The 12,585-nt window shown below is 70.8% G+C and carries 12 protein-coding genes; 5 read left to right on the top strand and 7 right to left on the bottom strand.

The window, feature by feature from the left end; translation table 11 throughout:
* Positions 1 to 1,038 (top strand): transglutaminase domain-containing protein, encoded by a 1,038-nt coding sequence (locus tag ACFQV6_RS01020; protein WP_378025346.1) that lies wholly within the window; start codon positions 1 to 3, stop codon positions 1,036 to 1,038.
* Between the two features lie 42 nt (positions 1,039 to 1,080).
* Here the strand turns inward: ACFQV6_RS01020 and ACFQV6_RS01025 are convergent, their stop codons facing one another.
* The 3 genes from ACFQV6_RS01025 to ACFQV6_RS01035 form a co-directional block, all read right to left on the bottom strand.
* Positions 1,081 to 1,446, bottom strand: a complete 366-nt coding sequence (locus ACFQV6_RS01025; protein ID WP_378025347.1) for a DUF3037 domain-containing protein — start codon at positions 1,444 to 1,446, stop codon at positions 1,081 to 1,083.
* Positions 1,443 to 2,168, bottom strand: coding sequence for a HipA family kinase (locus tag ACFQV6_RS01030; protein WP_378025348.1), 726 nt, complete (start codon positions 2,166 to 2,168; stop codon positions 1,443 to 1,445). Before ACFQV6_RS01030 ends, ACFQV6_RS01025 begins: the two co-directional genes overlap by 4 nt.
* Positions 2,169 to 2,651: 483 nt before the next feature.
* Positions 2,652 to 3,203, bottom strand: a complete 552-nt coding sequence (locus ACFQV6_RS01035; RefSeq protein ID WP_378025349.1) for a hypothetical protein — start codon at positions 3,201 to 3,203, stop codon at positions 2,652 to 2,654.
* Between the two features lie 708 nt (positions 3,204 to 3,911).
* Here ACFQV6_RS01035 and ACFQV6_RS01040 point away from each other — a divergent pair.
* The 3 genes from ACFQV6_RS01040 to ACFQV6_RS01050 all read left to right on the top strand — a co-directional run bounded on the left by ACFQV6_RS01040 (position 3,912) and on the right by ACFQV6_RS01050 (position 5,907).
* Positions 3,912 to 4,262: an Lsr2 family protein gene (locus ACFQV6_RS01040; RefSeq protein ID WP_378025350.1), complete on the top strand. Its 351-nt coding sequence runs from the start codon at positions 3,912 to 3,914 to the stop codon at positions 4,260 to 4,262.
* On the top strand, positions 4,259 to 4,669 hold the full coding sequence (locus ACFQV6_RS01045) for a hypothetical protein (protein ID WP_378025351.1): 411 nt from the start codon (positions 4,259 to 4,261) through the stop codon (positions 4,667 to 4,669). The genes ACFQV6_RS01040 and ACFQV6_RS01045 overlap by 4 nt, the downstream gene beginning before the upstream one ends.
* A 161-nt stretch (positions 4,670 to 4,830) precedes the next feature.
* Positions 4,831 to 5,907 (top strand): NAD-dependent epimerase/dehydratase family protein, encoded by a 1,077-nt coding sequence (locus ACFQV6_RS01050; protein ID WP_378025352.1) that lies wholly within the window; start codon positions 4,831 to 4,833, stop codon positions 5,905 to 5,907.
* 152 nt (positions 5,908 to 6,059) lie between these two features.
* Here ACFQV6_RS01050 and ACFQV6_RS01055 read toward each other — a convergent pair whose 3' ends face one another.
* Positions 6,060 to 9,089, bottom strand: coding sequence for a putative bifunctional diguanylate cyclase/phosphodiesterase (locus ACFQV6_RS01055; protein WP_378025353.1), 3,030 nt, complete (start codon positions 9,087 to 9,089; stop codon positions 6,060 to 6,062).
* Between the two features lie 89 nt (positions 9,090 to 9,178).
* Between ACFQV6_RS01055 and ACFQV6_RS01060 the strand changes: the two genes are divergently transcribed.
* A complete protein-coding gene (locus tag ACFQV6_RS01060) occupies positions 9,179 to 9,814 on the top strand; it encodes a class I SAM-dependent methyltransferase (protein WP_378025354.1) in 636 nt (211 codons plus the stop codon).
* Between the two features lie 225 nt (positions 9,815 to 10,039).
* On the opposite strand, the gene ACFQV6_RS01065 is transcribed toward ACFQV6_RS01060, so the two are convergent.
* The 3 genes from ACFQV6_RS01065 to bioD all read right to left on the bottom strand — a co-directional run bounded on the left by ACFQV6_RS01065 (position 10,040) and on the right by bioD (position 12,433).
* Positions 10,040 to 10,756 (bottom strand): HAD family hydrolase, encoded by a 717-nt coding sequence (locus tag ACFQV6_RS01065; RefSeq protein WP_378025355.1) that lies wholly within the window; start codon positions 10,754 to 10,756, stop codon positions 10,040 to 10,042.
* Positions 10,756 to 11,511 carry an ROK family protein gene (locus ACFQV6_RS01070; protein ID WP_378025356.1) on the bottom strand — a complete coding sequence of 252 codons (756 nt, stop codon included), beginning with the start codon at positions 11,509 to 11,511 and terminating at the stop codon, positions 10,756 to 10,758. Before ACFQV6_RS01070 ends, ACFQV6_RS01065 begins: the two co-directional genes overlap by 1 nt.
* A gap of 211 nt (positions 11,512 to 11,722) precedes the next feature.
* A complete protein-coding gene (gene bioD, locus ACFQV6_RS01075; protein WP_378025760.1) occupies positions 11,723 to 12,433 on the bottom strand; it encodes a dethiobiotin synthase in 711 nt (236 codons plus the stop codon).
* Positions 12,434 to 12,585: the final 152 nt, after the last annotated feature.

Below are 12,585 nucleotides of genomic sequence, written 5' to 3' on the forward strand. Positions count from 1 at the left end.
ATGGACTACACGAGACAGACCATCTATTCCGATCCCCGGCATCACCGGCAGCGGCTGGCGGCCCTGCCGGACGATCCAGCGGGGATCGCGGCGGTGGTGCGCAACCTCGTCGTGCACTACCGCGCTTCGGGCCTGGAGTTCCCACCCGACCGGCTGGCCGAGATCGACAGCCGCTGGGTGGACCGGATGCTGGATGCCGACGCCTCCCGCTTCACCGAGCCACTCGAAGCGCCCCGGCCTGCCGAGCAGCGGATCGTGGGGTGCTGCCGCGACTTCACCCTGCTCACCGTGGCGGCCTTGCGGGCGAAGGGCATTCCGGCGCGCAGCCGGGTCGGGTTCGCCGACTACTTCGAGCCCGGCTTCCACATCGACCACGTCGTCACGGAATACCAGGACGGCAACCGCTGGATCCTGCTCGACTCTCAGCTCGATCCGGCGGGCGATCCCAACCTCGTCGCTGGCTCCGTCGCTGGCTTCGGCTCTGGCGCTGGCTCCGTCGCTGGCTCCGGCCGTGGTCCCGGCCTCGTGCCCGGCTCCGGCCTCGACGTCACGGATCTGCCGCTTGGTCCGGGTGGCTTTCGGTCGGCGGCGCAATCGTGGCTTGCTTTTCGGTGCGACGGCGAGGATCCCGAGACGTTCGGGGTCGCCCCCGGCCATCCCATTCGTGGCTCGCGGATGATCTGCGGTCAGCTGCTGACGGAGCTCGCCCATCGCAGGGGTGACGAGTTGCTCCTCTGGGACGTCTGGGGGCTCGCGGCCGACTTCAGCGCCGAGCTGGCCCGGCGCCCACCCGAGGAGGCGTGGAGCGACCTGCCGCCCTGGGAGCCGGGCGAGCTCGCGGTGATCGACGAGATCGCCGAGATGCTGCTGGCCGCGGACTCCGGGGACAGGGCCGCCGAGAGCAAGCTGGCAGCTCGTTATGCGGAGGATCCTGGGCTGCACCCCGGCGATGTGATCACCTGTTACTCGCCTCGCGGGGTCGTCTCCGATGTCGATCTGCGGCGGCGCTCCGTGAGCGTGGATGGCGGCGCTCCGTGAGCGTGGATGGCGGCGCTCCGTGAGCGCGGTTGGGGGTGGCCGTTAGCGGACCAGCAGGTCGACGAGCCTTTCCAGTTCGGCGGCGGGATCCGTGGTCAAGCCCATGTGGACCGGGCCGGCTCGGAGGATGGTGCTGCGCGGGGCGACCAGCCAGCGGAAACGTTCGCCGAGGCGCATGCCCTCGGAGGCGCCGCCGCCCGCGCAGGTCTTCGCCCAGGAGTCCAGGGCGGTCCGGATCGCTGGGACGTCCGCGGCCGGGTCCAGAGCTCGGAGGCGGTCTTCGGCGAGGTGGGTGCGGGCCGACAGGAAGTCGTGGCGCTGGCAGTAGAGCAACACCCCGACGTTGATCAGTTCACCACGTTCGATCCGCGGCACGGCCTGGATGATCGCGTACTCGTAGGGGGTCATCGCGGCAACCACGCTTCCGGCTGGGTCGCCCGCTGCGACAGGTGATTCAGGTAGGCGTCGCGGTCACCGTCGTCGAGCCACTCATCCGGTACGAGAGCGAGCACCTCGCTGAGCAGGCCGGGGGTGAGCCGCTCGGCAAGTTTCGGGCCCTCGTCGGTCAATGCCGTGGCGTAGGGCTTGAGGACGTGGTCGTCCCATCGGTAGGCGCGGTGCACGACGTTCGCCGCCCGGGGCCAGTTGTGATGGAAGTAGAGGGTCGCGCCGTGATCGATCAGCCAGAGGCCGCCGTGCCAGATCAGCAGGTTGGGGTTGCGCCAGCTCCGGTCCACGTTCTCGACGAAGGCGTCGAAGGCCAGGACCCGGCTCGCCAGGCCGGCTTCGACCGGGTGCGCGTTCGGGTCGTAGCCGAGGGCGCCCGGCAGGAAGTCCATCCCCAGGTTCCCGCCGGCGCTGGCCTTGATCAGCTCCTGAACCTCTTCGTCTGGCTCGGCCCGCGCCACCACCGGGTCCAGCTCCACCCGCGTCAGCTCCGGCACCGGAAGCCCCAGCCGCCGCGCCAACTCCCCGGCGATCACCTCGGCGACCAGCGCGCGCAGCCCCTGCCCCGCACCCCGGAACTTCACCACATAGGTACCCAGGTCATCGGCCTCCACGACGCCGGGCAGCGAGCCGCCCTCGCGGAGTGGGGTGACATATCGGATGGCGATGACCTGACGCAGCACGCCGATCACCCTACGACCGCGCAGCCCACCGCCTCCGCGCAACCCACCACTCCGGGTGGGGCACCACTCCACGCAACCCACCACTTCGGGTGGGGCACCATTCCAGGTGGGGCACCATTCCGGGCGGGGCACCATTCCGGGCGGGGCACCACTCCGGGCGGGGCACCACTCCGGGCGGGGCACCACTCCGGGCGGGGCACCACTCCGGGTGGCGCAACCTACCCACTCCGCGCAACCCACCACTCCGCTCGGCCGCTTGCCAGGCCACCGGATCTTGTTGCGGTGACCTGGCTTGCTCACTCGTTGCGCCGTGGCGGTGTGACTTGCTGACTTCGCTCGCCTGATCCGGTGGGGGCCAGGCGTCCGGGTCAGGCGTTCCGGGTCAGGTGGTGCGGGTTCAGATGGTGCGGGTTCAGGTGGTGAGGGTTAGGTGGTGGGGTTCAGGTGGTGCGGGTTCAGGTGGTGAGGGTTAGGTGGTGGGGTTCAGGTGGTGGGGCCCTGGCGGCGGAGTTCGTCGACGCGGGTCATGGCGGTGCGGAGTTCGCCGAGCCAGTCTTCGGTGTGGCTGCCGACCAGCTTGACGCACCAGGCGAGCGCGTCGGAGCGGGAGCGGGCCACGCCGGCGTCGACGAGGGTGTCGAGTACTTGGCGTTCCGGCTGGCGCAGGCGCGTCATGACCGGGGCGGCCAGGTGGGTGAACAGTTCTGACGTGTCGCCGCAGCGGATGCCCCAGGCGACCTTGCGCTGGTAGCGGTGCTCGACCTGGCGAGCGACGCGAATCCTGGCGTCGCGGGTGTCCTCGCGGAACTGGGTGATCCGGCCGGCCTGGCCCGCGGCGTTGTCGGCCTCGGTGGCCTCGGCAGCCAGTTCGGGCCGTGGCAGGCGGCCCCAAATGATGATTTCGTCACGGTCGACGATGACCTCGGGCGGTTCGGTGAACCAACCGTCCGGCACAGCACCGGTCACCCAGGCAGCGGCGTCGTCGGCGTTGGGTGGCTCGGCCCGCCCACCTGGCGGAGCGACTCGGATACGCATTCCAACCTCCCAATGGCTTACTTGATTACATGCTTACACCGTTGCGCCGACGGATGACAGAGTGTTCGCAGTGGGCGAACTGCGGCTAGGGCGCGCAAGGGAGCGGCGGCAGCAGACGGCGCGGGCGGCGGCAAGCTGGCAACGCGCCGGCGTCAGACAGGGCGGCGTGGGCGGCGTCAAACGGGGCGGCGTGGGCGGCGTCAGACAGGGCGGCGTGGGCGGCGCCAAGCAGGGGGCGGCGGGGAGTCGGTGTGCGAGGGGGGTTCGCGTCGCGGCATTCCGAAACTGTCCACTTTGGATCAGCGACAAGGGGTGGCCCTGGTGGTGATCGAAAAGTGTGGCGGGGTGTCAACCGTGGCCGGTGGGGTGGGAGGCGACTACCGCGGTGGTGACCGCAGTGGCGACGGCGAAGGCTGCGTGTGCGGCAAGGACAACGGCGGTGATGGCGCGTCTCATCGGTACTCCCAAGAAATCTGGGAGCGCTCCCCGTCGGGACGTTACCGCGGATTGACGTTCCCGAAAAGAGTTTTCGGCATCGGCTTCGCTGGTCGGCGGGCGGATCGCGGTCAGTAATTGCGACATGCAAGGAGCGGCAATTTGCACTGGATACCTTGGTCGAGACAGAATGAATGCGACAACGACCATTCGCGGCCGAGACTCCGCGCGGGGGTACTGTCACCCGAATGACATCGCTGTAGGAGTGAACACGTGGCCAAGCAGATTATTACCCTTCTCACCGACGACCTCGATGGCGGCGAAGCCGACCGCACCGTCGAATTCGGGCTCGACGGCGTGAACTACACCATTGACCTGTCCGAGAAGAACGCCGGCAAGTTGCGCAAGGTCCTGGAGCCGTTCCTCTCCGCCGCCACGCGGCTGGGCCGCAACGGCAGCGTTCCGGCTGCCGCTGCCCGGCGTGCCGCGCCCGCTGCGACGAGCCGTTCCAGCCGCGACCAGAACCAGGCTATCCGGGAATGGGCCAACAAGAACGGGCACAACGTGTCCGAGCGGGGCCGGATCCCGAGCCACGTGGTGGAGGCGTACCACAGCAAGCGGTGAATTGGTACGAACGCCGGGAAAACGGCGCTGCCGGGACAGCCCTCGGCAGCGCCGTTTTCCGTTGGGGGCGGCGGGAAACGAGCAGGAAGCCGGGCGGGACCAGGCTTCCGGAAACGCTGAGGGTGCGGCCGGCCGCACTGACCAGGCCCCGGGAAACGCAGGCCGGAGCCCGGCCGGAAACGCAGGCCGGAGCCAAGCTGGAAACGCAGGCCGGAGCCAAGCTGGAAACGCAGGCCGGAGCCAAGCTGGAAACGCAGGCTGGAGCCAAGCTGGAAACGCAGGCTGGAGCCAAGCTGGAAACGCAGGCTGGAGCCAAGCTGGAAACACCGGCCGGAGCCAGGCTGGATACACCGGCCGGGCAGACCGGAAACACCGGCCGGGGCAGACCGGAAACACGGCACCGATGACGAAAACCCGCCGGGGTCGAATAGCGGCCGGAGCTGTCGGTAGGCATTCCGCTGCGCTCAGCAAGCGATCGAAGTCGATGACGAAACGCCGGAACGGGACCGTGGGAAAACGGAGGGGCTTCCCGGCGATTCAAGCGCCCGCCTCCGGGTACGCGAAATCCATGCGTCTGGTGATCGTGGGAGCCAGCGGCAACGCGGGCACCGCCCTGCTGCGCCGCGTCCGTACCGAGTCCGACATCGAGCCCGTCGGCGTCTCCCGGCGCGCGCCCGATCCGGCCGGGCCCTACGCCGATCTTCCCTGGCACTCGCTCGACGTCGGTGACGACGACGCGGCCGAGCGCCTGGCCAGCATTTTCGCCGGTGCCGACGCCGTCGTGAACCTAGCTTGGCAGATCCAGCCGAGCCACGATCAGCGCCGCCTCTACCGAACCAACGTCCTCGGCAGCCGGGCCGTCTTCCGCGCCGCGCTGCGTGCCGGGGTGCCCACGCTGGTGCACGCCTCGTCCGTCGGCGTCTACGCGCCCGGCCCCAAGCGGGCGTTCGTCAAGGAGACGTGGCTGCGCACGGGCGTACCGGAGTCGTCCTACAGCCGGCACAAAGTGCTCGTCGAGCGGATGCTCGACGAGATCGAGAGCGACCATCCGACGCTGCGGGTGGTGCGGGTGCGTCCGGGATTGATCTTTCAGCGGGACGCCGGAACCGAGATCGGCCGTTACTTCGCCGGGCCGCTGCTTCCGGCACGCCTGCTGCGGCCGGGCTGGATCCCGGTGCTCCCCGCTCACCCGGGCCTGCGGATGCAGGCGGTGCACGCCGACGACCTGGCCGAGGCCTACCTGCGGATTGTCCGGGCCGACGTTCGGGGCGCCTTCAACCTGGCGGCCGGGCCGGTCCTCGATCCCGAGGTTGTGGCGAGTGCGTTTCACGGCGTACCCCTGCCTGTGCCCGGTTTTGCCCTGGAGGGTGCCGCCGCGCTGACCTGGTGGTTGCGTCTGCAGCCGGTGGATCGTGGATGGGTCCGGCTGGCGCTGAAGGCGCCGCTGATGAGCTGCGACCGGGCCGCGGCCGACTTGGGCTGGCGGCCGGAGACCGATGCGGTGAGTGCGCTGCGCGAGCTGGTCGCGGGCATGGCCGCGCGGGCGCACACGGACAGTCCGCCGCTGTCGGCGGATTCCGGCAAACCGGGGCGGATGGGTGGCCTGCTGCGAGGTCGGCTGCCAGGCACAGGCAACCCCTATTAGGGTACGGCCAAAGCTTCCCGATAAGGGATGGTCATAACGCCACAGGGGCGTCGAAACGCCCGTGGACGTCAAGCGCCCGTGGACGTCGGAACTCCCGTGGACGTCGAAACGCTGTCGAGTGTCCGCTGCTGATCGCGGCGCCGTGGCCGGCCTCAGACGGCGATCGACTGGGCGCTGCGCATCCAGGCCAGCACCTCGGTCGGCCCGAGCGGGCTGGAGAAGAGGAAGCCCTGGCCGAGCGGGCAGCTCATCCGGACCAGCAGATCCCGGTTGGCCGGGTCCTCGATGCCCTCCGCCACTACGGTCAGGCCCAGCGACTGCGCCAGGCTGACGATGCCGCTGACCAGGGCGAGCGCCTGCTGGCTGGCCACCATGTCGTCGATGAAGGTCTTGTCGATCTTCACGATGTCGATGGGGCGCTGCCGTAGATAGCCCAGCGACGAATAGCCCGTGCCGAAGTCGTCGATCGCGATCCGGATGCCCATGTCGCGCAGCGTGGCGAGGTCCGCCCAGATCCGCTCGTCGTCCTTGACCAGCATGGTCTCGGTGATCTCCAGCATCAGCGACTGCGGCGGCACACCGGTGTGCTGGAGCGCGGTGCGCACCTGGTCGACGAAGTTGGCCTCGCGGATCTGCCGGACCGAGACGTTGACGCTCATGTAGGGCGCCTGGCCGGGGGAGAGGATCCGCCGCCACTCGGCAACGGTACGCAGCGCCTCCTCGAGGACCCAGCGGCCCATCGGGACGATCAGGCCGCTCTCCTCGGCGACCTCGATGAACTGGTCCGGCGTGATGATCCCCTGCCGGGGGTGGTGCCAGCGGACCAGCGCCTCGAAGCCGACTGCCGTACCGGCTGCCATGTCCATGATCGGCTGGTAGTGGAGCAGGAAGTGGCCCTCGTTGACCGCGTGGTCGAGCGCCGACCGCAGCTCCAGCCGGGCCACCATGTCGTCGTGCAGGTGCTGCTGATAGCGCCGCCACTGGTTCTTGCCGGCGCCCTTCGCCACGTACAGGGCCAGGTCGGCCTGGCGGAGCAGCTCGTCGGCGTCGTTCGCCTCCGGCGTGGTGGTGATGCCGATGCTGGCCGCCGCGTAGAGGGGCTTGGCGTCGGTGTCGATCGGGGCGGCCAGGGCGGCGAAGATTCGGTTGGCGGTCTCCTCGACCGCGCCCGGGTCGTTGACGTTCTCCACCAGCGCGGCGAACTCGTCACCGCCGAGCCGTGCGGCCGTGTCGTCGGCCCGCAGCGCCCCGGCGATCCGGCCGGCCACCGCGATCAGCAGCTGGTCACCGATCGCGTGGCCGAGGGTGTCGTTGACGATCTTGAAGTCGTCCAGGTCGATGAAGAGCACGCCGACCACCGAGCCGTCCCGGGCGCTGCGGGCCAGGGCGTGCCGGAGCCGGTCGTTGAACAGCACCCGGTTCGCCAGGCCCGTCATCGAGTCGTGGAACGCCTGGTGGGTGAGCTCGCGTTCCAGGCGCCGCGGCTCGGTCACATCACGCATGGTGATGACCAGGCCGGCCACCGTCGGCTCGTGGCGCAGGTCCCGGCAGTGCAGCTCGAGCAGCACCTCGGTACGCCGGTTACCCTGCGCCCGGAAGTCCAGCTGCTGCTGCAACTGCTCGCCGCCACGCACCGCGAGCAGCACCTCGGCCAGCCGGTTCCCCTCGTCGGGGTGGATCACCTCGGGCAGCAGGGCACCGGTCGGGTCGCCGCCGAAGACATCGAGCGCGGACGGGCTCGCATAACGGATCTGGTCCGTGTCGTCGACGATCAGGATGACGTCGGCGGTGTTCTGGATCAGCGTACGGAAGTAGGTCTCGCTGTTGCGCCGGGCGACCTCGTGACCCAGCGCGATCCGCTCCAGCGCCAGCGCCACCTGGCCGGCCAGCACCTCGACCGAGCGCTGCAACTCCAGCAGGGCCCAGGTGGGTGCGCCGACGTGCAGGACACCGACGAGCGGGTCGCCGCCGGGGCGGTCCTTGAGGACCATCGGGCAGCGCAGGGTCTCGGTGAACTGGGTCAGGCGTACGGCTACCGCCCAGTCGACGTCACGGGTGGTCACCAGCCGGGCGGCGGTACCCGTGGCGCGGTCAACGGCGGCCTGCGAGGCGGCCTCGTGCCCCTGCGGCTCCATCTGCGCGATGGCGATCGCGAGCACCACACCGTGCGGCACGTCGGCGGGGAGCAGCTGGGCCACGGCGGTGCGTACCGCCAGCCCGACGCTCTCGGTGTCGACCGCCGAGACCAGCGCGGCCGAAGCCTCGCGCAGCGCCCGTTCACGGGCCATCGCCTGCCGGTGGCTCGCCATGATCCCGGCCATCCGGGCCAGCACCAGCAGCAGCATCACCGTGCTGAGCGCGGCCACCGAGGTCAGGCCGGCCACCTGCCCGTCCCGGAACATCTTGACCACGAGCACGGTCGGCGCCACGAGCGCGGCCAGGCCGAGCAGGGCCAGCCTGCTCCGGCTGGTCTCGGCCGGTGGCACCTCGGAGGGCCGGGTCAGCTCGGCCATCGACGGGATCAGCGCGGCCAGGCCGGCGGCGGTGTAGAACGCCAGGTGGCCCAGGACCTGCAGGCCGGCCACGTCGGCGACGAGCATCGCGAACACCCCGGCACCCAGCCAGTGACCGGGCGCCACCAGCCGGCCGGGCATGGTGGCGAGCCGGATCAGCAGGCCGAGGCAGAGCAGGTCGGCCACCGGCAACGCCAGGCCGATCCAGCCCTCGCCGGCCGAGCCGTCCATCCGCGGGCCGATCACGAAGGTCCAGATCAGCAGTGCGACACCGGCCGTGACGGTGAGTGCGTCGAAGAGGCCCGCCCAGTCGCGTACCGAGCTGGTGCGGCGGCTCACGAAACCGGCGAGCGCGACGGCCAGCACCGGGTAGGCGAGGAGCAGGAGCGCGGTACCGGCCGGTTCCAGCCAGGTCAGCCAGTTGGTGATCCAGGAGGGCGCCTCGGCGGTGCCGCCACCCGCTGCCGAGAGCGCGACCGCGGCGGCGAGCAGCCACCAGGGACGTGCGTCGTCCGGCCGGCTGCGGCGGATCCCGGCGGCGACGACCGCGACCGCGGTCACGCCGGCCACCAGGCGCAGGGGTATCTCCAGGCCCGGCAGCCACGCCACAGTCACGGCGAGAACCGCCATCCAGGCTCCGAAGAGGGCGGCGGGCCACCGTGTCGGCATCCTGCTTGTGCTCCCCTCCCGAGGTACCCCGATGTCGGCCTGATCGGCCCGGGAGCCGCTGATCTGAGCGAAAGCGGCACAATCGGGTGGTGCCACTCGACTTCGTCCGCGCCCACACCACCCTGGCGCCCGTGCCCTTCGTCCCGGAGCTCCTGCTGAGCCAGGCCCGGGAACCGATCGCCCTCTGGGAGGCCACCGAGGCGTCCGGTACGCCGCAGCCGCCCCCGTTCTGGGCGTTCGCCTGGGCGGGCGGGCAGGCGCTGGCCCGTCACCTGCTCGACGACCCCGACCTGGTTGCCGGGCGCAGCGTGCTCGACCTGGCCACCGGATCGGGACTGGTGGCGGTCGCGGCGGCCCGAGCCGGGGCGGCGCCGGTCATCGCCAACGACATCGACCCGTACTCGCTGGCGGCGGCTCGGGCCAACGCCGAGGCGAACGGGGTGAAGGTGGAGACGGTCGAGGCTGATCTGCTCGACACCGACGACAAGTACGGGGTCGTTCTGGCCGGTGACGTCTTCTACAGCCGGGAGATGGCCGGGCGGGTCCTGCCGTTCCTGCACCGGGCGGCCGGGCGGGGGTCGCTCGTTCTGGTCGGCGATCCGGGGCGGGCGTACCTGCCGGAGGGGCTGATCGAGAGGGCGGTTTACGAGGTGCCGGTTTCCGAGGAGCTGGAGAGCGTTCCGGTTCGGCGCACGACGGTGTGGCAGGTGACCGCTCCCCGCTGATCTCGTGCGGCGAGGTGGGTTCATGAGCCGGCGGGCCGTCTCGTGCGGCGGGGTGCGTTCATGAGCCGGCGGGGGGTCTTGTGCGGCGGGGTGCGTTCATGAGCCGGCGGGGGGTCTTGTGCGGCGGGGTGGGTTCATGAGCCGGCGGCGGGCGACGGCCGGGAGGGACGACTGGCCGGCCCGAGCCGGAGGTGGTGACTTTGCGTCGACCGTACGATGAAGCAGTTAGATCAGGGCGCGGAGAGCGTGACCGTCGGCAACGGTGATGTCCGGTTCTGGCCAGTCGTTGCCGGCGTCGGCGCGGCTGGAGGGCATCAGGATCGCGGTACCGACGTCGGCGCGGCGCGCGCAGAGGACGTCGCGGCGGCGGCTGTCGCCGACGAACCAGCAGCCCGCGGGTGAGACGCCGAGGGCGTCGGTGGCGGCCCAGATCATCTGCGGGTTGGGTTTGCGTACGCCTGCCTCGTCGCTGTAGATCTGCGCGGCGAAAAGGCGGCCGACACCGGATTTTGCCAGGTAATCGCGGTGCGCGGCGCCGCAGAGGGTGTTGCTGACGACGGCGAGTGGGATGCCGGCCTCGGCGAACGCGGTGAGCGCCTCGGTGATGCCCGGCCGCAGCGCCCATTTCTCGCGCCACGCCCAGTCGTAGCTGAGCTTGGGAATCACGCCGCGCACCCGGGCCTGGGCCAGCGGCGGCCAATCGGTGATCACGAAGCGTTCCCAGACCTCGGCCTGCGGCATCTCGTCGGGCCAGTCCTCGTCGCGCCAGCGCGCGTAGGCGGCGGCGCCCTCAACCAGCGACCGCTGAATCTGACCGGGAGTGATCAGGCCTTTGATCTGGTTGTAGAGGCGCAGCACCAGCTCCGGCGGATCGGCGCGAAACGGGGCGTCGGCGAGCACACCGCCGAAATCGAGGAGCACGGCCTCGGGGCGGGCCGGCATCAGCGGACCTGACCCAGCGTCCAGGCGCGCACGCCGCCGACGATGCCCGCGGTGTTCGGCACGACCACGACGTCGTCGCCCATCCGGGCCAGCTGGGCCGGCGTGATCAGCCGGGAGTTGCCGCCGCCCAGATAGACCCGGTCCCAGAGGAAGACCGGCCGCAGGCCGTCGATGACGTTGCGGACCCGGCGCGACCAGAGCGCGTCGCCGAGGCGGCGGCGTTCGTGCTCACCGATGTACGTGTCGTAGGACATGCCCCACCGCACCGGCGCCTGCGACATCTCCAGGTGCGGTGCGAGCTCGCCGCCGTCGAAGAGCGCGCAGCCCAGGCCGGTGCCGAGGGTCAGGACAAGCTCGCAGCCGGTCCCCGCGACGACGCCGCAGCCGTGCACCTCGGCGTCGTTGAGCACCAGCGTGGGCAGGCCGAACGCCTCGGCCAGGGCGGTCCGCGCGTCGAACCCCCGCCACGCCTCGACCAGCTCCGGATCGACCTTGGTGCGCGGGCCGCTGCGGGTCACGTAGTGCGGGGTGGCGACGACAACGCCGTGCCTGATCATCCCGGGCATGCCGACGGTGACGCGGTCGGCGTTCGGCAGCTGTTCACCGAGGTTCACGAGCGTTTTGACGAAGAGGTCGGGTGGAAGCGGATACGGTGTCGGGACCCGGATCGGGTGCGCCCGCATCGTGCCGGCCTCGTCGAGCACCGAGCCTTTGATGCCGCCGCCGCCACAGTCGATCGTCAGGGTGAAAGCCACGCCGCCAGTCTGCATGTGGACCACCTCCCGGCACAGCAATTGTGCCGGGTGTGGCGTGCGGGCGCTGCCCTGGTTCGTGGGGCGCTGCCTCGGTTTGCGTGGCGGTTTCCCAAGCTGGCCTCAGGAGCTGGCCCCAGTTGCTGGCCTCAGGAGCTGGCCCAGTTGCTGGCCTCAAGGAGCTGGCCCCAGTTGCTGGCCCCAGTTGCTGGGCTCAGTAGCCGGCTTCCTCGGCCCAGACGCGCCAGTTGTCGAGGACGCCGTGCAGGGCGGGGGTCAGCCAGCCGGGCGCGGAGCGGCGGAACACGCCGGGGTCCATCGAACCGGCGCCCGAGGGCAAGGCGCCGACCAGGTGGGGGACGAGTTCGCTGAGGTTGGACCAGTGGACGAGTTCCGGGTCGGCCGGCCAGGCGCCGATGATCACCCGGGCCGGTACGCCGCGGCGGTGCAGGGCCTCCATGGTCAGCGCGGTGTGGTTGAGCGTGCCGAGGCCGGCGCGGGCCACCACGATCATGTTGGCGCCGAGGGTGGTGGCCAGGTCGGCGAAGGTCCACGCCTCGCCGGAGGGGCGGAGGCCCATCGGGACCAGCAGGCCGCCGGCGCCCTCGACGAGAACCAGGTCGTGTTTCTCGGCTTCCGCCCGGATCGCGTCGACGACGTCGAAGAGGTCGAGCGGGGGCAGCTCGGCGACTTTCGCCGCGGCCAGGGGCGCCAGCGGCTCGGGGTATTCGGCGAGGGTGCGCACGGTGGCGGGCCCGGCGAGGCGGGTGATCACCTCGACGTCGGTGGGCTCGCCGGTGAGGGTGCCGGTCTGACCGGGTTTGATCACGGCGACGCGAAGACCGGCGGCCTGTGCGGCGGCGGCCATCGCGGCGGTCGCGATCGTCTTGCCGACACCGGTGTCGGTGCCGGTGACCAGGACGATGCCGTGCCACTCGTTCGGATCGGGGCGGCTGGGCGAGGGCTGGCTCGCGGACTGGGCGGCGAGCTCGGTGTCGATCTCCGCGGCCAGGGCCTCGCCGTCGACCTCGGACTCGACGATGGGCTCGGCGAGCGGCTCGGCCGGGACCTCCACCG

The organism is Actinoplanes sp. GCM10030250, from assembly GCF_042666575.1.
In the GTDB taxonomy this organism is placed as follows: Bacteria; Actinomycetota; Actinomycetes; order Mycobacteriales; family Micromonosporaceae; genus Actinoplanes.